This is a genomic window from Kribbella sp. VKM Ac-2568, from assembly GCF_004345365.1.
Lineage (GTDB): Bacteria > Actinomycetota > Actinomycetes > Propionibacteriales > Kribbellaceae > Kribbella > Kribbella orskensis.
This window is the reverse complement of sequence record NZ_SLVF01000010.1, coordinates 223,928-243,889: the sequence shown is the minus strand read 5'-3', so window position 1 is coordinate 243,889 and position 19,962 is coordinate 223,928. Positions and strand designations below refer to the sequence as shown.

Annotated in this window: 19 protein-coding genes; 9 read left to right on the top strand and 10 right to left on the bottom strand. The window is 69.1% G+C overall.

Annotation, left to right across the window (positions count from 1 at the left end; all coding sequences use genetic code 11):
• Positions 1–18 precede the first annotated feature (18 nt).
• The 3 genes from EV648_RS28530 to EV648_RS28520 all read left to right on the top strand — a co-directional run bounded on the left by EV648_RS28530 (position 19) and on the right by EV648_RS28520 (position 2,290).
• Entirely contained in the window at positions 19–1,338 is a 1,320-nt protein-coding gene (locus tag EV648_RS28530) for an MFS transporter (protein WP_132298192.1), read from the top strand.
• 92 nt (positions 1,339–1,430) lie between these two features.
• Complete coding sequence (locus EV648_RS28525; RefSeq protein ID WP_132298190.1) at positions 1,431–2,060, top strand: RNA polymerase sigma factor; 630 nt, start codon at positions 1,431–1,433, stop codon at positions 2,058–2,060.
• The gene (locus tag EV648_RS28520) at positions 2,057–2,290 is read left to right on the top strand and encodes an anti-sigma factor (protein ID WP_132298189.1); all 234 of its coding nucleotides are present in this window, start codon (positions 2,057–2,059) and stop codon (positions 2,288–2,290) included. Before EV648_RS28525 ends, EV648_RS28520 begins: the two co-directional genes overlap by 4 nt.
• Before the next feature lie 3 nt (positions 2,291–2,293).
• Here EV648_RS28520 and EV648_RS28515 read toward each other — a convergent pair whose 3' ends face one another.
• The 3 genes from EV648_RS28515 to pgsA are packed head-to-tail and all read right to left on the bottom strand — an operon-like array spanning position 2,294 to position 5,055.
• The gene (locus EV648_RS28515) at positions 2,294–3,388 is read right to left on the bottom strand and encodes a glycosyltransferase family 4 protein (protein ID WP_132298187.1); all 1,095 of its coding nucleotides are present in this window, start codon (positions 3,386–3,388) and stop codon (positions 2,294–2,296) included.
• Complete coding sequence (locus EV648_RS28510; RefSeq protein ID WP_132298185.1) at positions 3,388–4,254, bottom strand: phosphatidylinositol mannoside acyltransferase; 867 nt, start codon at positions 4,252–4,254, stop codon at positions 3,388–3,390. Before EV648_RS28510 ends, EV648_RS28515 begins: the two co-directional genes overlap by 1 nt.
• Before the next feature lie 3 nt (positions 4,255–4,257).
• Positions 4,258–5,055: a phosphatidylinositol phosphate synthase gene (gene pgsA, locus EV648_RS28505; protein WP_370452746.1), complete on the bottom strand. Its 798-nt coding sequence runs from the start codon at positions 5,053–5,055 to the stop codon at positions 4,258–4,260.
• Positions 5,056–5,186: 131 nt separating this feature from the next.
• Between pgsA and EV648_RS44310 the strand changes: the two genes are divergently transcribed.
• Both EV648_RS44310 and EV648_RS28495 read left to right on the top strand, forming a co-directional pair.
• On the top strand, positions 5,187–6,431 hold the full coding sequence (locus EV648_RS44310; protein WP_241995657.1) for a hypothetical protein: 1,245 nt from the start codon (positions 5,187–5,189) through the stop codon (positions 6,429–6,431).
• Between the two features lie 101 nt (positions 6,432–6,532).
• On the top strand, positions 6,533–7,186 hold the full coding sequence (locus EV648_RS28495; RefSeq protein ID WP_132298183.1) for a hypothetical protein: 654 nt from the start codon (positions 6,533–6,535) through the stop codon (positions 7,184–7,186).
• Between the two features lie 113 nt (positions 7,187–7,299).
• Here the strand turns inward: EV648_RS28495 and EV648_RS28490 are convergent, their stop codons facing one another.
• Together EV648_RS28490 and thrS are read right to left on the bottom strand one after the other, a co-directional pair.
• Positions 7,300–7,818 (bottom strand): HIT domain-containing protein, encoded by a 519-nt coding sequence (locus EV648_RS28490; RefSeq protein WP_132298304.1) that lies wholly within the window; start codon positions 7,816–7,818, stop codon positions 7,300–7,302.
• A 161-nt stretch (positions 7,819–7,979) separates the two neighbouring features.
• Complete coding sequence (gene thrS / locus EV648_RS28485; protein WP_132298181.1) at positions 7,980–10,004, bottom strand: threonine--tRNA ligase; 2,025 nt, start codon at positions 10,002–10,004, stop codon at positions 7,980–7,982.
• 321 nt (positions 10,005–10,325) lie between these two features.
• Between thrS and EV648_RS28480 the strand changes: the two genes are divergently transcribed.
• The 3 genes from EV648_RS28480 to EV648_RS28470 are packed head-to-tail and all read left to right on the top strand — an operon-like array spanning position 10,326 to position 12,720.
• The gene (locus tag EV648_RS28480) at positions 10,326–11,270 is read left to right on the top strand and encodes an ATP-binding cassette domain-containing protein (RefSeq protein WP_132298179.1); all 945 of its coding nucleotides are present in this window, start codon (positions 10,326–10,328) and stop codon (positions 11,268–11,270) included.
• Positions 11,267–11,920 (top strand): DedA family protein, encoded by a 654-nt coding sequence (locus EV648_RS28475; RefSeq protein WP_199234869.1) that lies wholly within the window; start codon positions 11,267–11,269, stop codon positions 11,918–11,920. The genes EV648_RS28480 and EV648_RS28475 overlap by 4 nt, the downstream gene beginning before the upstream one ends.
• Positions 11,917–12,720, top strand: a complete 804-nt coding sequence (locus EV648_RS28470; protein ID WP_132298177.1) for an ABC transporter permease — start codon at positions 11,917–11,919, stop codon at positions 12,718–12,720. Before EV648_RS28475 ends, EV648_RS28470 begins: the two co-directional genes overlap by 4 nt.
• A gap of 91 nt (positions 12,721–12,811) precedes the next feature.
• Here EV648_RS28470 and EV648_RS28465 read toward each other — a convergent pair whose 3' ends face one another.
• From EV648_RS28465 to EV648_RS28450, 4 genes are all read right to left on the bottom strand, one after another.
• A complete protein-coding gene (locus tag EV648_RS28465) occupies positions 12,812–14,167 on the bottom strand; it encodes an AAA family ATPase (protein WP_132298175.1) in 1,356 nt (451 codons plus the stop codon).
• Between the two features lie 226 nt (positions 14,168–14,393).
• Positions 14,394–15,059 carry a response regulator transcription factor gene (locus EV648_RS28460; RefSeq protein ID WP_132298173.1) on the bottom strand — a complete coding sequence of 222 codons (666 nt, stop codon included), beginning with the start codon at positions 15,057–15,059 and terminating at the stop codon, positions 14,394–14,396.
• Positions 15,056–16,648, bottom strand: coding sequence for a sensor histidine kinase (locus EV648_RS28455; RefSeq protein ID WP_132298171.1), 1,593 nt, complete (start codon positions 16,646–16,648; stop codon positions 15,056–15,058). The genes EV648_RS28460 and EV648_RS28455 overlap by 4 nt, the downstream gene beginning before the upstream one ends.
• A gap of 100 nt (positions 16,649–16,748) precedes the next feature.
• A complete protein-coding gene (locus tag EV648_RS28450; RefSeq protein ID WP_132298169.1) occupies positions 16,749–17,879 on the bottom strand; it encodes a substrate-binding domain-containing protein in 1,131 nt (376 codons plus the stop codon).
• Positions 17,880–18,081: 202 nt separating this feature from the next.
• Between EV648_RS28450 and EV648_RS28445 the strand changes: the two genes are divergently transcribed.
• Positions 18,082–18,801, top strand: a complete 720-nt coding sequence (locus EV648_RS28445; RefSeq protein WP_132298168.1) for an SDR family NAD(P)-dependent oxidoreductase — start codon at positions 18,082–18,084, stop codon at positions 18,799–18,801.
• A 4-nt stretch (positions 18,802–18,805) separates the two neighbouring features.
• On the opposite strand, the gene EV648_RS28440 is transcribed toward EV648_RS28445, so the two are convergent.
• Positions 18,806–19,933: an NAD(P)/FAD-dependent oxidoreductase gene (locus EV648_RS28440; protein WP_132298166.1), complete on the bottom strand. Its 1,128-nt coding sequence runs from the start codon at positions 19,931–19,933 to the stop codon at positions 18,806–18,808.
• Between the last annotated feature and the right edge of the window lie 29 nt (positions 19,934–19,962).

The window sequence follows — 19,962 nt, the reverse complement described above, 5'->3', positions numbered from 1 at the left end:
AGAGCACCTGGGGTTATCATGCCGAACGCTACAGCCGCACCCGCCAGCGAGCAGCCCGCCACCGCGGCTGTCCCGGCCGCCAAGCCCACCTGCGCGACGGATCTCAGGCCCGAGACCGACGCTCGCGGTACCGGGAACGGGCACCAGCTGCCGGCCGGAGTACGGCCGGCGCTGGGGCGGCGGTTGTTGCCGCTGCAAGTGGGGATCTTCCTGCAGGGGGTCGGCTTCTGGGTGCCGATCGAGAAGCTGTTCATGACCGAGATCGGCTTCGACGCCGCCACCATCGGCATCATGGCCGCCGCGTACGCCGCCGTGGTACCGCTCGTCGAGGTCGTCTCCGGCGTGCTGGCGGATCGCTGGTCGAGGCGCGCCGTGCTGATGACCGCCTGTCTCGCGATGCTCGTCAGCGTCCTGATCGGCGGCTTCAGCCACAACGTCATCACCTACATCGCGGCCGCATTGATCCTCGGTATCTACTTCGCGATGTACTCCGGCACTGTCGAGGCGATCGTCTACGACACTGTGCTCGAGGAGTCCGGCGGCAGTGACGCGTACGAGCGCCAGATCGGTCGCGTTCGCTCGATCGAGGCGGTCGCCCTGGTCCTCAGCGCGTTGGCCGGCGGCTGGATCGCCGGCGCGACGTCGACCCGCCTGACCTACTTCCTGACCGTGCCGTTCATCGTGGTCTCGCTGATTGTCCTCAGCCGCTTCCGCGAGCCGCGCTTGCACGAAACGAGTGAGCGCTCTCCGCTGTGGGAACACCTCAGGACCACGTACGGCGCGATTGTGCACCGCGGCCGGCTGATCCCGATCGCGGCCGCCTCGATCATGTCCGCGATGATCGTCCAGGCGGTCTTCGAGTTCGGGCCGCTCTGGCTGATCGCGCTGTCTGCGTCCGCGGTGCTCTACGGACCGTTCTGGGCCGGCCTGGTCTCGACGCTCGGTCTCGGCGGACTCCTCGCCGGTCGGCTCCGGCTGGACCGGCCGATCACCGTCGTGGTCGTCGTGATCGTGATGCTCGGCGCCTGCTTCACGCTGACCACCAGCCACAACCTGCTGGTGGTGACGATCGCGATGATCCTGCTCACTCTGCTCGTCCTGGTCGCCGGGATCCATGTCAGCAAGCTGATGCACGACGCGGTGCCTTCGACGATCCGGACGGGCGTCGCCTCCGGGATCAGCGCGGTGTCGTGGATGCTGTTCCTGCCGTTCGCGCTGGGTTTCGGTGCCGTGAGCAAGCAGTCCGGCGTCTATGTCTCCGGCTGGATGATCACCGCCGCCACCGCTCTCGCCGGAGCCGCGCTGCTGTGGGTCGTCCTCCGCCCGGTCCGGAAATGACGATCGGCCTGCTCGTGCCGACCCGGCGTACCGGCAGTGAAGGACTGCGCGCATGTACGGCGCACGGCCCGCTCCGTGACTACTCTGAGCCGATGGAGGGGCTCCCGCCGGACGAGGTGCTCAACCCTCGGCTGCGGCAGGGTGACGAGACCGCGTTCGCGCTGCTCCTGGACAGCTGGTCCGGCGGCATGCTGCGGCTGGCGAGGTCGTTCGTGTCGACCGAGGAGTCCGCCGCCGAGGTGGTCCAGGAGACCTGGCTGGCGGTGATCGAGGGCATCGGGCGGTTCGAGGGACGGTCCTCGCTGAAGACCTGGGTCTACCGGATCCTCACGAACACCGCCAAGCGCCGGGGCACCCGCGAGCATCGCGTCGTACCGCTGAGCAGCGTGGACGACACCGGGCCGACGGTGGACCCGGCCCGGTTCCGCCCGGCGGGTGAGCCGTATTCCGGTCACTGGTGGGAGTTCCCGCCGGCCTGGCCGAACCCGGAGCAAGGCCTGCTCGGCACCGAGGTACGGGCGTTGCTGGCCGAGGCGCTCGCTGCTCTGCCCGATCGGCAGCGACTGGTGATCACGCTGCGCGACGTCGAGGGCTACGCGGCCGAGGAGGTCTGCGAGCTGCTCGAAATCTCGGCGGCGAACCAGCGGGTGCTGCTGCACCGCGCCCGGGCGTTCGTCCGAGGCAAACTGGAGGAGTACTACACCCAGGAGGCGACCCCGTGAACGATCTCGACTGCCAGCAGTTCGTCGAGCAGGTGACGTCCTTCCTCGAGGGCGACCTCGGCCCCGACGCCGAGCAGCGCTTCATCGACCACCTCGCGCTGTGCGACGGCTGCGACCGCTACCTCGACCAGGTCCGCCAGACAGTGCAGGCCCTCGAGGGGCTTCCGGCCGACTCCATCTCCCCAACCACCCGCACAGCCCTCCTCGACGCCTTCCGCTCGCAGACCTGAGTCTCAGCGTGCGACCAGGTCGTAAACCGCCAGGATCTCGTCGATCAGCGCGTCCCAGTCATACCGCAGTACTGCGCTGAGCCCTGTCGCACGCAGTTTGTCGCGCTCGTCGATCGAGCCGAGAAGCCGCAGAGCTTGGTCAGCGAGTGCCGTCGCGTTGCCGGGCTCGAAGAGTTCCCCCAGCCGCCCACCGTCGAGCACCTGTCGGAACGCTGCCAGGTCGCTCGCGAGCACCGGGGCGCCCGCGGCCATCGCTTCAAGCAGCACGATGCCGAAGCTCTCGCCGCCCAGATGCGGCGCGACGTACACGTCCGAACCGGTGAGCATGTCCGCCCGCGCCGCGTCATCGATCTCGCCCAGGAACAGCACGTTGTCCCGGCACGACGAGGGCAACGACCGGCGTACGTCGTCCGCTTGACCGGTGCCTGCCACGAGCACCTTCAGGCCAGGCCTTTCGGCCACCAGTCGCGGCACGGCGGAGAGCAGTACGCCGAGGCCCTTGCGCGGCTCGTCCATCCGGCCGAGGAAGCTGATCGTGCCGTCGCTGCCCTGCCAGTCCGGACGGATCCGGCCGGCGAAGCGCTTCGTGTAGAGGCCGTTCGGGATCACCACGGCTTCGCCGCCGATGTGCTGGACCATCATCGAGCGCGCGTTCTCCGAGACGGCGATGCGCGCGTCGAGCTTCTCGAGCGCGGGGCGCAGGAGACCGGCCGCGGCGCTCATCGCCCGCGAGCGGACCTGCCAGGTATGGAAGGTCGCCACGAAAGGCCCATCACCCGCCCACAGCGCGATGATCGAGGCACTCGGGGTCATCGGCTCGTGCACGTGGACCACGTCGAAGGCGCCGTCCGCCAGCCACGATCTCACCCGAGCCGCCGTACGCGGCCCGAACGTCACCCGGGCCACCGAGCCGTTGTAGGGAACCCCGACGGCGTGACCCGCAGAGACGACGTACGGCGGGGCCTCGTTGTCGTCGACCGGGGCAAGGACCGAGACCTGGTGGCCGCGGGCCAGGAGCGCCTCGGCGAGGTCGCGGACGTGGTTCTGGACCCCGCCGGGGGTGCCCAGCGAGTACGGGCAGACCAAGCCGATCTTCATCAGTCCAGGAAGATTCGCTGCAGCATGTGCCAGTCCTGCGGGTGTTCCGCGATGCCCTGGGCGAAGGCGTCGGCGCAGCGCTGCGTCATCTGCGCCGGTCCCCCGGCCCGGTCGATCGGCTGATGGAACGTGATCACCAGCTCGGGACCGTCGTAGTGCAGCGTCGCGGGGATCAGCGGCGCTCCAGTGCGGACGCTGAGAGCCGCGGGGCCGGCCGGCATCCGCGAGTGCCGGTCGAAGAACTTCACCGGCACTCCTCGCTCCGACAGATCCCGGTCCGCGACCAGGCAGACGAATCCGCCCGCGCGGAGCCGCTCCGCCAGTACTCCGAACACGTGCTCGTCGCTTCCGGTGAGTGGAAGCACCTCCATGCCGAGTTTCGCACGGTAGGCCACGAATCGGTCGAACAAGGATTCGGGGCGCAGTCGCTCCGCCACGGTCGACACCGGCATCCCGGTCCGGCCCGCCCAGGCGCCCGCGTGGTCGTAGTTCGCCAGGTGTGGGAGGGCGCAGATCACTCCCTTGCCGGCGCGGTGGGCGTCGCGGAGTACCTCCTCGTTGACCGTCCGCACCCGGCCGACGATGCGCTCGTCGTCCCACTCGGGCAGCCGGAACGCCTCCTGCCAGTAGCGCAGGTACGACCGCAGTCCCGCTCGCGTCAGCGCGTCGAGCTCGGCAGGGCTGGCTGTCGGGCGGACCACCGCCAGATTGGAGCGCAGGCGTTGTACCCCCCGCCCGTCGCGCCGTGCTACGAAGTCGGCCGCGTGCTGGAAGATCCAGGTGACCACCCGCTCCGGCAACCGCCGTACCAGCGCCCAGGCGCCCGCGAACGCCAGATCAACCGCCCGCTGCCGCAGACCCTCCACGACTCAGGACGTCGCGGGCGGCACGTCAGCCCCGCCCTGGGAGTCCGGCCCGGTCGTACTGGTCCCGGTTGTGCCCGTGCCGGTCGTGCCTGTGCCGGCCGTACCCGTTCCCGGGGTTTCCGAGGTCGGCGGGGTCGCCGCGCCCGGGGTCGCCGTACCTGGGGTGGTCGGCGGGGTGAGGCCGGCGTTGGCGGGGTCGGCGAGGACCTGCTTGCGGACGGAGAGGGTGCGCTGGACGACCGTGATGGTGCTGGCGACGGCGAGCGCGCAGAGCACGATCTCCAGCAGGATCGGGAGGTTCAGCACGTCGGAGAAGAACCCGATGACCAGCACCGATACCAGCCGGTCCGAGCGTTCCGCGATACCGCCGCTCGCCTGCAGGCCGAGGCTCTCGGCCTTCGCCCGCGCGTACGACGTGGTCGCGCCCATCACCAGCGCCCACAGCGTGACGGCCGCCATCCACGGGGTGTCGCCCGCGCTGCCCGCGTAGTACAGGACGAGGCCGCCGAAGATCGCGCCGTCGCCGAGGCGGTCCAGGGTGGAGTCCAGGTAGGAGCCCCACTTCGACGACGTGCCCGAGGTGCGGGCCATGTAGCCGTCGATCAGGTCGGAGAAGACGAAGCACGTGATCACGACCACGCCGAGCCAGATGTGGCCGCGTGGGAAGAAGATCAACGCACCGGCGCAGACGCCGATGGTGCCGACCAGCGTGACGGCGTCGGCGCTCACACCGAGCCTGAGCAGGAGGTTGGCGATCGGCGAGATCACCTTGGTCCAGAACTGCCGGAATCTGTTAAGCATGGCGACGCGATCGTAGTCCAGCCGGATCACCATCGGGTGACAGCGCCACCCGGAAGGGTTCCGCGTGCCCCCGCCGGTGCCGCACCATGGCCTCACCGATCCGGTCTCCCCCACCGCCGAAGGGAGGTCCAATGACCACCCCCCGGACCACCCTCCACCCCCACCTCGCCGCACTAGCCCATCTCCGGACCACCCTCCACCACCTCGCCGCGCTAGCGAACCTCCCCGCCACCCTTCACCGCCTGATCACGCCCGCCACCCACCGCCGGACTACCTCCAGCGATGTCCGTCGGCTGATCCTCCGGACCGCCACCACTCACCAACCGGCGGATTCCAGTGGCCGGCGCCGCTCGCAACGCCTGGTGAGCCCCAACCAGCAGCAGTTGATGAGTGCTGGACGTCCGCCCCTCCTCGAGCGGGCACGCGCGGGGTTTCGGGCCGTGGTCGGTGGGGTGGTGGTGATTTCGTTGGTGGCGGGGTGTTCGGTGGCTCGGAAGGCGAACGAGGCTCGGCCGACGCCGCCTGCGCCGCCCGCGGTGATGCCTACCGCGGTGGCGCCTCCTCAGGCGGAAGGGCTGGACGGTACCGCCGGAGCGCCCGGGCCGCAGGTGTGTTCGCTGGTGACGGAAAGGCTGAGCAAGGAACTCGGGTTCACCGTCACGGCCAAGCCGAACTCCTGGAGCGACGGCGGCCTGCCCGTGCTCGACCTGTGCACGTTGGTCCTCGACGATCGCCCGGTCGTTGTCGGAGTCACCGCACTCCCCAGACAGCCCGACTCCCTGGATCGGCTGATCGCCGGTTCCGGCCAGATCGAGCTCCTCCCCGAACTCGGCCCCGAAGCAAGGCTCAGTACTTCGCGCGTCGTGTTCCCGGTGGGCGACCGGGTCGTCCGGGTCAGCTCGGCGGGCGGCATCAACCTCGGCTATCCCGATGGCATCGACCGGATCAAGGCCGTCGCGATCAGCCGGGCCGTGCGCGACGTCGTACCGAGGGCTGTGCGCAACTCGCGGCAGTCTGACGCGGCGTGCCAGCTGTCCAACTCGGCGGCCGAGCGGTTCGTCGGGGCGCTTGTGCAACTGCGGCGGGACTACCGGGTGAACGGGGCGCTGACCTGCATCTGGGGGACCTTCGACGCGACCGTCTCGATCGTCGAGTCCTTCCACACGGACACCATCCCGGAGGCGAAGCAGTCTCCCGCGGCCAAGCCGGCACCGATCGGCAGCCCCGGCTACTACCTCCCCGACCAGGGTGAACTCGTCTTCCGCAAGGGCCGTCGAGTAGTCCGCGTGACAGGTCTGACCAACCCGGCCCGCGTAGTCCCGATGGAAACCCTGCTGGACATCGTCGAACCGATGCTTCCCCTGTTCATCAAATAGCCCGCCGCTTCATCAAAGGGGCCCGCCGACGGACCGGCCGCTTCATCAAAGGCCCGTCGACGGGCCTGAGTCGGGGCCGAACGCGGGGTTTGATCAAATCAGTGGGTGTTCAGGGGAGGTGGAAACGGGAGTTTGCACGCTACATTGCGATTGTGAGCAGCTTTCCAGCGGCCGCGAGACGAGTGCGTGACAGTGCGGAGGACCCTGTCATTCGCTTCTGGGCGCTGCGGGAATGCTCGCTTCATTTCCCGTTGTACGGGTTTCGCGCCACCTGGCATCACCTGACCGTGAGGGCTGGGGTGCCGCAGCAACTTTCCGAGGATCCTGAGTCTCTGATCCGTGCGATCGATGAGCTCGAGGAAGCCCGGCAGCACTGGCGTCTTCTTCAGGCGACGTTCGCCGCTCGTCGTCGGCGGGAAAAGGCTGCGGGCCAACGGCAACCAACTCTTGCCGACCGTTGGCTCACCGAGCAGACGCTTGCCTACTGCCCCGATCCGCAGCGTCATCCCGAGGAGCGGTTGGTCACCGTGCTCCACCGCCTGGTCGACGCCAATCTCTCCAACCCGCAACCCCAACCGACCTGCGCCGTCTGCGGAACTCCCCGGCCGGTCGACGCCTACTGCACAGCCTGCGGTGTCGACCCCCGCGGCCCGGCCGCTCCCCTGCCAACCGGCCTCAGCACCCAAGCCGGCACCCACTGGCACGACATCTGGCAACGCACCGCCCAGAAACCCCGCATCAGCCCCCGCGTCTAGCTGCCTGAAGAAGCCACGAACGACCGCAGCAGTTGTCGAGGTAGCGACCGGCTGAGCCCCAACTGGTGCCCCCGGCAACTCGCCGCCGCTCGGGCCTCCGTTGGTGGCTTCGGTCAGGGGGTTGGCCAGGATTTGGATAGGAGGGCTCGGGTGTCTGTCAGGAGTTGGGGGAGGACTTTGGTTTGGGCTACTACTGGCATGAAGTTGGTGTCGCCGCCCCAGCGTGGGACTACGTGTTGGTGGAGGTGGGCGGCTATGCCTGCGCCGGCTATTTCGCCCTGGTTCATGCCGATGTTGAAGCCGTGGGCCGCTGAGGCGATGCGGACTGCCTGCATGGCCTGCTGGGTGAGGCTGGCTACGTCGGAGACTTCCTCGGGGGTGAGGTCGGTGTAGTCGGCGACGTGGCGGTACGGGACGACCATCAGGTGGCCGGGGTTGTACGGGTACAGGTTCAGTACCGCGTACGCCGCCGGGCCGCGGTGGACGATCAGGCCGTCGGCGTCGGGCAGGCTCGGAATCCGGCAGAACGGGCAGTCGTCACCCGACGACGTGCTGGTCGGCTTGTTCTCCCCGGCGATGTACGCCATCCGGTGCGGGGTCCAGAGCCGCAGGAACGGGTCGGGCACGCCCATCCCGTCCTGCTGCACCAGCTCCTCCGGTTCGTACGGCGAACCCGCCGGCGCCGAACCCGCCCCGCCGGCCGCACCCGCCGAACCACCGACGGCACCGCCGGCCGAGCCGCCCGCGTCGGCAGACCCGCCCGGGCCGGGCGGGTTGTCGCCGGGGAGGTCGGTCATACCTGGGCGCGCTTCTGAACTGTGTCGACGATCTCGGCGACGGCTTCGGCGATCGGGATGCCGTTCTTCTGGGTGCCGTCGCGGTAACGGAAGGAGACCGAGCCGGCGGCCATGTCCTCGTCGCCGGCGATCAGCATGTACGGCACCTTCGACTTCTGGGCGTTGCGGATCTTCTTCTGCATCCGGTCGTCGGACGAGTCGATCTCGACCCGGATCCCGTGCGCCTTGAGCTGCGCGGCGACCTCGTACAGATAATCCACATGGCCGTCGGTGATCGGGATGCCGATCACTTGGACCGGCGCGAGCCAGGGCGGGAAGGCGCCGGCGTAGTGCTCGGTCAGGACCGCGACGAACCGCTCGATCGAGCCGAACAGCGCGCGGTGGATCATCACCGGACGCTGCCGGGAGCCGTCGGACGCGGTGTACTCCAGCTCGAACCGCTCCGGCAGGTTGAAGTCCAGCTGGATCGTCGACATCTGCCAGGTCCGGCCGATCGCGTCGCGCGTCTGCACGGAGATCTTCGGCCCGTAGAACGCCGCGCCGCCCGGATCGGGCACGAGCTCCAGCCCCGACCCCTCGGCGACCTCGCGCAGCGTCTCGGTGGCCTCCTCCCAGACCTCGTCCGACCCGACGAACTTGTCCGGGTTCTTGGTCGAGAGCTCGAGGTAGAAGTCGTCCAGCCCGTAGTCGGCGAGCAGGCCGAGCACGAAGGTCAGCAGGTCGCGCAGCTCGTCGCGCATCTGCTCGCGGGTGCAGTAGATGTGCGCGTCGTCCTGGGTGAAGCCACGGGCCCGGGTCATGCCGTGGACGACGCCGGACTTCTCCAGCCGGTACACGGTGCCGAACTCGAACAACCGCAGCGGCAACTCCCGATAAGACCTACCGCGCGCGGCGAAGATCAGGTTGTGCATCGGGCAGTTCATCGGCTTCAGGTAGTAGTCCTGGCCCTGCTTGCGGAGCTCCCCGTCCGGCCCGCGCTCCTCGTCCAGGTGCATGGGCGGGTACATGCCGTCGGCGTACCAGTCCAGGTGGCCCGAGGTCTTGAACAGGTGCGCCTTGGTGATGTGCGGGGTGTAGACGAACTCGTACCCGTCCTCGACGTGGCGCTGGCGCGAGTAGTCCTCCATCACCTTGCGGAGCACGCCACCCTTGGGGTGGAAGACCGCGAGGCCGGAGCCGATCTCGTCGGGGAAGCTGAACAGGTCGAGCTCGGTGCCGAGCTTGCGGTGGTCGCGCTTGGCGGCCTCCTCCAGGCGGGTCAGGTACGCCTTCAGCGCGTCGCGGGTGTCCCACGCGGTCCCGTAGATCCGCTGCAGCTGCGGGTTCTTCTCGCTCCCCCGCCAGTACGCCGCGGCGACTCGCATCAGCTTGAAGTTGCCCAGATACCCCGTGGCGGGCACGTGCGGCCCGCGGCACAGGTCCTTCCAGGCCACTGAGTCGTCGCGCCGGATGTTGTCGTAGATCGTCAGCTCGCCGGCGCCGACCTCGACCGACGCACCCTCGGCGGCGTCCGCCGACGCCGACCCCTTGATCCCGATCAGCTCGAGCTTGTACGGCTCGTCGGCCAGCTCCGCACGGGCGTCGTCGTCCGAGACCACCCGGCGGCTGAACCGCTGCCGCTCCTTGATGATCTGCTGCATCTTCTTCTCGATCTTCGTCAGGTCCTCCGGGGTGAACGGAGTCTCCACATCGAAGTCGTAGTAGAAGCCGTTCTCGACCGGCGGGCCGATGCCCAGCTTGGCATCGGGGAACAGGTCCTGCACCGCCTGCGCGAGGACGTGCGCGGTCGAGTGCCGGATGATCGCCAGCCCGTCCAGGGACGATGCCTTCACCGGCTCGATCTCGTCGCCGTCGGACACCACCCGGGCCAGGTCGCGGAGCTCTCCGTTGACCCTGGCGGCGATCGCGGAGCGGTCCTGACCGAAGATCTCGGTGAACAGCTCCCCGACGGTCGTCGTCTCGGTCACACTCCGCTCAGCCTCGCCCTCGACGCCGATCAGATGGACCTTGACTTCCGACACGTTCACTCCTCGAGTACGCCGACCCGCCGTGCGCGGGCCATCACACCGCAGATGGTATCGACTCGCGCTCCGCACCCGCGCAGCCCATCCACAGCCCCCCGGAAGCCCCTGCCCTTCGAGGGGTTGACCTCCGAGCTTGGGGGTAGCCCCCTGAGCCCCCGACGGGGCAACCCTGCGCCTCGGGGGTCAACCCCTCGGAGGCCGGTTCGCGCGACCCCAGGACCTGACGAAAGTCGGGGGTCGGTGACGCCGGAAGTCCGATGTGCCGCACCGCCCGGATTCCTAGGTTCGTAGTCACACTCCGAACCAGGAAGGCTCCGTGTGATCACCCTCGAACGACTCAGCAAGCGCTACGGCGAGACCCGTGCCGTCGACGCGCTCGACCTGACCGTCTCCCCCGGCCGGGTGACGGGCTTCCTCGGCCCGAACGGCGCCGGCAAGTCCACCACCATGCGGATGATCCTCGGCCTCGACACCCCGACCGAGGGCTCCGCGCTCGTCGACGGACGCCCGTACTCCGCGTGGCCCGTTCCGCTCGCCAAGGTGGGAGCGCTGCTCGACGCGAAGGCTCTCCACCCGCGCAGGACGGCGCGCAACCACCTGATCGCGATGGCCCGCAGCAACGGGATCCCCGTCAGCCGGGTCGACGAGGTGCTCGCGATCGTGGGCCTTGACACGGTCCGCCAGAAGAAGGCCGGCCAGTTCTCCCTCGGCATGGGCCAGCGGCTCGGCATCGCGGGCGCCCTGCTCGGCGATCCCGAGGTGCTGATGTTCGACGAACCCGTGAACGGCCTTGACCCGGACGGCGTCCGCTGGGTCCGTCAGTTGATGCGTTCCCTGGCGGCGGAGGGGCGCACGGTGTTCGTGTCCAGTCACCTGATGAGTGAGATGCAGCTGACCGCCGACCAACTCGTGGTGATCGGCCGCGGCAAGCTGATCGCCGACGCCCCGATCGCGGAAGTGATCGCCGGCTCGTCCCGCACCACTGTCCGCGTACGAGTCCCCGTGCGCGCCGACCTCGCAGTACTGCGGGAGCGGCTCGCGGAAGAGGCTGAGCAAGTCGAGTCGGTGTCAGCGCTGGCTCCACCCGGACAGGCGGCTGACCAGCTGATCGTGACCGGACTGTCCGCAGAGCGGGTCGGCGACCTCGCGCACGAGCTCGGAGTACGGCTGCATGAGCTCTACACCGAGCGGGCGTCGCTCGAAGAGGCGTACATGGAGCTCACCGCCGACAGCGTCCAGTACGGCGTGGCGGCGGCGTCGTGAGCGAGGCGATCCTGCACTTCACCCAGGAACTCATGTCGTCGTGGTGGATCTATCTCGCCCTCTTCGGGTTCGCAGCGCTCGACGGCTTCTTCCCGGCGATTCCGAGCGAGACCCTCGTCGTCACGGCCGGAGTGTTCGCCGCGACCGGCGAGCCCAACCTGTACGGCGTGATCGCGATCGCCGCGGCCGGCGCCTTCGTCGGGGACCACGTCTCCTACGTACTCGGCCGAGGCGCGGGCGGTCGCCTGCTCGACCGGTTCGAGCCGGGCACCAAGCGGCACGCCATGACCGTCTGGGCCCGCAACGCCCTTGCCGAACGGGGCGGCCTGGTCCTGGTGGTCGCCCGCTACCTCCCGGGCGGTCGTACCGCGGTGACGCTCACGATGGGCGCGGTTCGCTACCCGGCGCGCAACTTCTCCCTCTTCGCCGGACTCGCGGCCATCTCCTGGGGCCTCTACTGCTCCCTCGTCGGCTACCTCGGCGGCAAGGCGTTCGAGGACAACCCGCTCAAAGGCGTCGCGCTCGGCATCGGTCTCGCCCTGACCGTGACGTTGATCGTCGAGGTCGTCCGGCACCAGCGCCGCAAACGCCGTACCCCTGAACCTCAGCTCGAGGCTGAGGCCGAACTGATGAAGGCAGGAGAAAGATGACCACGGCAACCATCACGGTCGGGCAGAGGTCGAGCCACGGCGGACTCGCGGGGGCGGTCTCGTCGGAGTGGACCAAGGTGTGGTCGGTCCGCTCCAGCTGGCTGAACATCGTCGCCGCGGCTCTGCTGACGGCGTTGCTCGGAGTGCAGTTCGGCTTCAGCACCGCCTACGACAACACCCACCTCCGGCCAGGACACGTTGCCGAGCAGGCTGCCGTCGGCAGTGTCGGCGTGAGCGCGATGATCATCGTGCAGGTGGTGGTCGCGGCGTTCGCGCTCCTCCAGGTGACGTCGGAGTACTCGACCGGCAGCATCCGCTCCACGCTGCAGTGGACCCCGGTGCGCCGGAACGTGGTGCTCGGGAAAGCCGTCGTGCTCGGGCCGGTGTTGTTCGCCTATGGGCTGCTGCTCGGGGCGATCGCGGCGGTGAGCGGCGGACTCGCGATGGGCGAATGGGCCGACTGGGACCTCGCCACGCTGGTGGTCGACCTGGTCTCGATCGCCGCCTACCTCACGCTCGGGGGTTTGTTCACCCTCGGGATCGCGTTCGTCATCCGGAGTACGGCGGGGACGTTGACGGCGGCATTCCTGATGCTGCTGGTGCTGCCGATGATGCTCGGGCAGAGCAGTCTGCGCGCACTGGTCTGGCTAGCGGCGTTCCTCCCCGGTGGAGCCGGTCAGGACTTCCTGTCCGGGTCGACCGATCCGTTGTCTCCGACCCTCAGCTTCATCGTGCTCATCGCGTGGGCCGTCGGCGGGCTCGCATTCGGCCTGAAGGTTCTCCAACGCCGCGACGCCTGAGCCGGGCCGCGTCCTCAGGTTCACCATCGAAGTCCCAGCACGAACAAGTCCCCGGCCTCGATCGCTCGAGGCCGGGGACTTGTCGGTTAGGTCAGCGCGGGACGTTCAGGGCGATGGTTACCTGCTCGGCGACCTTGGCGGCCAGTTCGAGCGCCGCACGACGGGTCGAGGGCTGGAGGGCCGAGTGGTCGAGCGGACCCTCGGCGGCGATGTGGGGATCGGTCGGGATGTCGACGACGGCGGCGGCCCGCGACTCGAAGTACGGGCGGAGCTGCTTCTCGACCTCCTTGTTCACATCGCCAGGACCGTTGCTCACGGCGATCACCGCACGCCTGATCAACCGCTGCGCATCCGGACCCTGGTGGTCGAGCTCCTCCAGCATCTGCACGGCGGCGGCGCAGGACAGGCTCTTCCACTTGATCGGGATGACCAGGACGTCCGAGGCCTTCATCGCCTCGCGCCAGTTGCTGGAGCCCTCGTTGTTGCCGGTGTCGATCACCAGCACCTTGTAGAAGCGGCTCAGCAGCCGGTGGATCTGGTCGAAGTCCCTGGCCTCGATCTGCGCGTACGTCGTGGTCGCCGACGTCAGCACGTCGTACTGACCCGAGACCTGGTGCCGCAGGTACGCGCCGACGTCACCGAGACGGGCATCCGGCTGGGTGAGCATCTGCATGGCCTGCAGCAGATCCGTCACCGTGGACCGGCTGTTCGTGTCGTGCGTGCGCAGGTGCATGTTGCCGCGCAGCTCGTTGTTGTCCCAGGCCACTACCCCGCCACCGCGGGCCTGACCGAGCGCACCGGCGAGCAGCAGCGTGGTCGGCGTCTTGCCCGAGCCACCCTTGGGGTTGGCGATGGTGATGGTCACCGGACGCCGGAATGCGGTCGCCGCGGTCGCCCGGGCGATCCGCTCGAGCCTCTCGGCCGTGCCCGGGCGCAACCGCAGGACACTTCGGACACCCTTCTCGGCCGGAGCTTCCCGGGGCAACGGCAGGGCCTGCAACAGCTCGTCGGCCCGGTAGGACACCTGCCGCTCGGGCTGCGGCGCGTGCTGGCCCGGGATGCCCTGCGGGAAGAAATGCTGGGCGGCCGGCGACAGCTGCTGCGCCGTGCCGTGCGACTCGGCCCGCTCGGGCTCGGGAGCCGGCTGGGCCCACGGGTCGGCGGCCGCCTGCTGGGCAGGAGCCGGTTGTGACCACGAGTCACCGGGGAAGTCCTCCGACAGAGCGTCAGGCTGCTCTTCCTCGGTGACGTCATGCTCTTCTTCGAACTCGGGGTCAGGCGTGGCCCGGCTGCTCGGCGGCGGCGGTGGCGCCGCGTGACTGGGCGCGGGAGGCTGGTTATTGGGATCCGGCTGGGTCCAGGACGGGGTCGGCTGCCACATCCTCCGGACCTCGGCGGCCGCCGCTTCCCGGTCCTTGTGCTGTCCGGAGTTGTGCGAGTCGGTCACGACCTAGATCCCCCGATTCTGTGAGAGGGGGCGGGGCTGCCGCTCCCCTGGGGTTTGCTGGATACATCCCAGGCACACTCCACCTGGGAGGCACCACTATCCCATGACCGGGTGTCCACGCGATGTCACCCGCCGGAGCGTCGTCCGGTCACTGGAATCCTGCCTTCCGGACGACCTGCCGGGCCCCTGACTGACAGCAACCGGCCAGCGGGTGCTCCCAGGAGCATCAGTCCGTGACCAGACCGGCTTCGTAGGCGACGATCGCGGCCTGCACCCGGTTCTTCACCTGGAGCCGGGTCAGGATCGCACTCACGTACGCCTTGACCGTTCCCTCGACCAGGAACAGCCGCCGCGCGATCTCCGCGTTCGACAACCCGGCCCCGACCAGCGAGAGCACTTCCAGTTCCCGGGGAGTGAGCGCGTCGACCTGCTCCTTGGCCGCCGCGGCCCGCGACATCCGTCCACCCCCGGAGCCCGCGCTGAGCTCCGCGATCACCCGCTGGGCGATCTTCGGCGACAGATAGGCCGCACCTTCGGCGACAGCCTTCAGCCCCGCGATCAACTCCCGCGGATCCCCCGACTTCAGCAGGAAGCCGCTCGCCCCGTCGCCCAGCGCCTTCGCGATGTACGCGTCCTCGGAGAAGGTCGTCAGCATCACCACCGCCGTCTCCGGCACGGTCCGCCGGATCTCGGCGCCGGCTGCCAGCCCGTCCATCCGCGGCATCCGGATGTCCAGTACCGCGACGTCCGGCCGATGCCGCTGGGCCGCCTCGACGGCTTCCTGCCCGTCGGCTGCCTCGGCAACGACCTCGATCGTGTCGTCCGAGCCGAGGATCGCGCGGACCCCGGCCCGGACCATCGCCTCGTCGTCGGCCAGCAAGACCCTGATCATCGCGGAGTTCCCTCTTCCGTCGGCTCGACCGAACCCGTCTGGACGACGTCCTTCGCCACCAGTACGCCGTCCGCGAAGCACAACCGATAGGCATAGTTGGTCGAGAACGGCGCGTCCGGCCGGTAGTAGCGGCAGGACCAACTGTCAGCCGCCGGCAGGCTGTCACTGGGTGCGTCCAGCATCTGCATCGCCGGCAGGAGCGCCTCGACCTCCGCGACCGATTGCCCGAGCCGGAGTTGCTCGTACTCCGACGGCCGCAGGATCGAGTTGTAGCCGACCAGCAGGTAGTAGCCGAGGGCAACCACTCCGACCACCGCGCCGAGCAGCACCGGTGCCGCGATCACGGTGATCAACCCGCGCCGCGCGTTCCGGCGTACGGTGGCTCGTTCGTCCGCGGTGGCCGACTCGACCGGTACTTCGGGCTCCGGGCGGCCGCCGGTCCGCGGGATCCGCGCGGACACCTCGAAGCCACCGCCATCGGTAGCTCGTGGTCGGGCCGTCAAGGTGCCACCGACGAGGCGGACCCGCTCGGTCAGCCCGGCAAGTCCTCGCCCGGTGGACGGGATCGCGGTGGGCAGCGGTCGGGTCGCGCCCGTGTCGACGATCCGCACCAGCACGTGATCGTCGAGGTAGGAGACCGTCACGGTGACCTCGCCGCCAGGCGCATGCTTGCTGGCGTTGGTCAGGGACTCCTGGACGACGCGGTGGATCGCGCGGTCCACCATCGGCGAGAGTTCGCCGCTGCCTTCCTGGACGAGCCGTACTGCCAGCCCGGACGCGGCGGCCCGATCGACCAACTCCCCCACCGTCTCCTGGCTCGGAATCACCGGCGCCTCGGCGTCGCCGTCCCGCAGTACGCCGATGATCTCGCCGAGGCGTTCGGTCGCCGTGGCCGCGGCCTCACGCAGTTCCGTGGCCGCATGGCGGTGTCGCTCGGGGAGGTCCGTGTCGACCTCCAACGCGGCCGCGCGCAAGGCGATCAGGCTGAGTTCGTGACCGACCGAGTCGTGCATGTCCTCGGCGATCCGGGAGCGCTCCCTGAGTCTCTCCTGATCGATCTCGAGCCGGTGCTGACGCTCGATCCGTTCCGCGCGATCCCAGCCGGCCGAGGCGAGCAACGCCTGCTGGGCGCGGTACCGGCCGACCAGCCACGGCATCACGACGAGCAACAGCGACAGCAACAGGATGACCAGCCAATTGAGGATCGCCTCGCCGGCCGAGACCTCAGGATGGACAAGGAATGCCAGCACGAGCAGCCCGACGAGCTCACCGCTCGCCATCAGCACGAAGTGCCGCAGTTGCGTCTCGCGGCGACCGGACAGATAGCTCAGCGCGGAGATCGCGGGGATCAGCGCGATCTGGACCCCGTTGGTGGTGCCCAGGCTGACCGCGATGATCACCACCTGGGTCGCGATCACCAGGCTCAGCCCGATGATCGGCCACGAGCGGCGCAGCAGGACAGCCGCCGCGAGGACGGCCAGGAAAATCGCCTGCATCCAGTAGGGATCGCTGCGGGCACCGCTCTCGATGATCACGAGCAGGGCGAGCGAACTCCACAGTCCGAGGTCGCCCGCACGCTGCCAGTTCACAGCACGACGCTACACAGACCGGCGCTCCACCGCGTACTGCCGAAAGTCAGGAATCGGCCGCCCGATGGGGTGATCGGTCGCGGTGATGAGGTTGGCGTGATCAGTTGCGGTGGGCATCGACCGGGGCGGGATCGACGACCTCGAACGGGACGATCGAGAGCTTCGGCACCGACTCGCCGCGGAGCTGGGCGAGCAGCAGGTCGACCGCCTGGCGGCCCATCTCGCGCTGGTTCTGCCGGACATGCAGGTACGGCGGCCCCGCGATCGGGTCGCCCGGCGAGTCGAAGCAGCTGATCACCTGGTCCCGCGGCCGGCCGAGCGCCCGGTCCAGCATCCTGGCCAGGTTGTACTCGCAGGCGACGAACGCGGTCACCTCGGGAACGCGATCCCGGAACGCCCGGATCTTCTCGAGATCGCTGAGAACGCTCTCCGGGGTGAACGAGCCGGGCAGCGTACTGCGGAGCTCCGTCAACTGGTGCGCCTGGTAGTTCCCCGGCTCGCGCTCGGCGAACGCCGCCCGGAATCCCTCCAACCGGTCCTCGATGCTCGACGTGTTGAGCGGCGGTGGCGAGACGAACGCGATGTGCCGGTGCCCGAGCTCGAGCAGCCGCTCGGTCAGCGCCCGGGAGGCCGCGACGTTGTCCGTGTGTACAGCCGACACCGGGATCCCCGACAGGTGCCGGTCGACCAGGACCACCGGATATCCGTCGAGCACCTGCCGAAGCAGGCTCGCGTTGTAGAAGTCGCCGTGCACCGGGAAGACGATCAGGCCGTCCACTTCGGCGGATCCCACCAGGGACGTCACCGCCTGTTCCTCGTCGCTCTGCCGGCCCCGCGTCCGCCGTACGATCAGGTTCGCGCCTTGCTCGGCGCAGCGCTCCTCGATCGCACAGAGCAACTCCAGCCCGTACGCCTCCGACACATCCGGTATGACGAGCGCGATCGACCCGGGCAGCTGGCTCCGCCGGGCCGGGCGGAGGGACCCCTTCAGCGGCGCGGTCACCCCGTCCAGATCGGGGAGGTGCTGGACCACGAACGAGCCCTTGCCCCGGATCCGCTCGATCAGCCCGGCCTCCCGCAGTACCTCGAGGGCGCGCTTGGAGGTGATCCGGCTGACCTCGAACTGCGCGGCGAGCTCCATCTCGGACGACACCCGGTCACCGGGTCCGAGGGCGCCGCGGCGGATTTCCTCGAGCACGTGCGTGCTGATCCGTTCGTAGAGCAGGGCCACGGGCGATCGCCTTCCTGGCGGGGACAGGTTGATATACCGTCCCAGCCCGCTCCCCTGAGGGCAAGAGGAGGTTCCGGCATGTTGACCTATATCAACCGTCCATCCGAGCGAGTGCGGTTGTTCGGCAGATGGTTGTGGTCTGAGGGTTTTTGTCGGAGGGCTCCTGTTGGGTGTGGTCAACGGACCCTGGAGGTGGTCGACGATGCGGATCGACGGCAAGGTCGCAGTGGTCACCGGGGCCGCGGTGGGAACCGGCCGCGCCATCGCTCAACGCCTCGCGGCGGATGGCGCCGACGTCGTGCTGGCGGATATCGACGAGGCCGGACTGGCTCAGACGGCCGACTCCATCGGCGCTGCCGCGCGGCGCGTGCACCTGGATCTGTGCGATGACGACGCCCTGGCCGAGCTGATGGCGTGCCGACCGCAGATCCTGGTGAACAACGCGGGCGGCGGGGCTGTGCTGAGACCATGCTTTCCCGAAGCCGATGTCGATCGCTGGACTGCCTCGCTGGAGCTCAATCTGCGTGCGCCGATGCTGGCAACACAACTGGCGCTTGACGGCATGCGTGCGGCCGGTGGCGGCGCGATCATCAACCTGGGTTCCACAGCGGGTGTGGGGTTCGGGCCGCACGTGTCGCCGGAGTACAGCGCGTCCAAGGCCGCCCTGATTCGGCTCACCGCGACCCTTGGCTGTCTGCAGGAGTCGCACAACGTCCGGGTCAACTGCGTCGTACCGGACTGGGTCGCGACTGAGCGGGGCCTGGCGGAGCAGGCCGCGCTCCCGGAGGCCGAGCGAGGGCCCGAGCTGGTGCCGCTGGAGACCCTCACGTCCGCGGTGGTGAGGTTCGTCGAGGACGAGACCCTTGCCGGGCGAGCGATGCTGCTCGACCGCGGCAAGGACCCCGAGTTGATCGCCTCATGACGGCCTACACGGCGGCTGTCTTCCTAGCGGTTGTCTTCGCGTCGGCCGTCCTGGCGGCGATCTGGTCGGCGACGTACTTCGCGTCGCGGCCGGCGCCTCCGGTCAGCATCGACGCGAACGCGTACTGGAAGAGCAGGCCCATGAAGTACAGGCCCGGGATCGTCCTGGAGACGCCGCGTCGCTGGGCGGGCCAGCCGTCCTCGCCCACAACTGGTCCCTCGATCCAGCTGAAGTCCCGCCGGAAACCGGTGCACCAGATCACGTTCTCCACGTCCAGGACCTTGCCGTCGGCCATCAGCGGCAGCCCGTCCCGGACGCCGACCATCTTGCCCTCGATGCGCTCCACACCCGCCGCGGCCAGATCCGCGGACTTCACCCGCAGCAACGGACCACCCTCGTTGCGTACTTCGGGCTGCATCTTCCGGCCGATCGGGGTCCGCTCGGTCAGCACGTGGTTGGCGGCGAACCAGAGCACCTTCATGATCTGGTGTGCCGGCTTTCCCTCGAGCTTGAACGGGATCTCCCCCCGGGACGGCCCGCACAACGTGGTGCGGTGGCCGGCACGGGCGATCTCGTTGGCGAGGTCCGCGCCGGAGTGGCTCGCGCCGACCAGGAGAACGCCGCAGGGCAGCAGCTGCGACGGATTCCGGTACTCCGACGAGTGGAGCTGCCGGATGCCCGGATCCAGCTCCGCGGCGAAGTCCGGCGTGTACGGCAGGTGCTGGCCACCGGTCGCCACGACAACCTGGCCCGCCTCGAACTCCTGCTCCCCCGCGGACACCACGAACCGACCGGCGTCCCTGCGAACGCCGTCCACATACACGCGCGGTCGCACCGGCAGCCGGTGCTCCGCGACGTACCCCTCCAGGTAGTCCGCCACCTGTGTGCCGGTGGGGAACTCGAACGGCTTCGCAGGGAATCGCCCGCCGGGCAACGCGTCGTACTTGGCCGGCGTGTACAGGCGCAGCGAGTCGTAGCGTCGGCGCCAGCCGTCCCCGACCCGCCTGTTCTCGTCCAGGATGACGAAGTTCTGGCCGCGCCGGGCCAGGTGGTAGCCGAGCGCGAGTCCGGTCTGCCCGGCCCCGATCACGACGGTGTCGACGTGCTCTCGCTCGCCCGATTGGTTGCTCATGGTGTCTCCCCCTTGTGCGGATGACACCG

Coding starts and splice junctions, on each gene's coding strand:
- EV648_RS28525 (WP_132298190.1), top strand. CDS start 1,431: ATGGAGGGGCTCCCGCCGGACGAGGTGCTCAACCCTCGGCTGCGGCAG.
- EV648_RS44310 (WP_241995657.1), top strand. CDS start 5,187: ATGACCACCCCCCGGACCACCCTCCACCCCCACCTCGCCGCACTAGCC.
- EV648_RS28490 (WP_132298304.1), bottom strand. CDS start 7,818: ATGGGCGTGCCCGACCCGTTCCTGCGGCTCTGGACCCCGCACCGGATG.
- EV648_RS28470 (WP_132298177.1), top strand. CDS start 11,917: ATGACCACGGCAACCATCACGGTCGGGCAGAGGTCGAGCCACGGCGGA.
- EV648_RS28445 (WP_132298168.1), top strand. CDS start 18,082: ATGCGGATCGACGGCAAGGTCGCAGTGGTCACCGGGGCCGCGGTGGGA.
- EV648_RS28440 (WP_132298166.1), bottom strand. CDS start 19,933: ATGAGCAACCAATCGGGCGAGCGAGAGCACGTCGACACCGTCGTGATC.
- pgsA (WP_370452746.1), bottom strand. CDS start 5,055: ATGCTTAACAGATTCCGGCAGTTCTGGACCAAGGTGATCTCGCCGATC.
- EV648_RS28515 (WP_132298187.1), bottom strand. CDS start 3,388: ATGAAGATCGGCTTGGTCTGCCCGTACTCGCTGGGCACCCCCGGCGGG.
- EV648_RS28530 (WP_132298192.1), top strand. CDS start 19: ATGCCGAACGCTACAGCCGCACCCGCCAGCGAGCAGCCCGCCACCGCG.
- EV648_RS28460 (WP_132298173.1), bottom strand. CDS start 15,059: ATGATCAGGGTCTTGCTGGCCGACGACGAGGCGATGGTCCGGGCCGGG.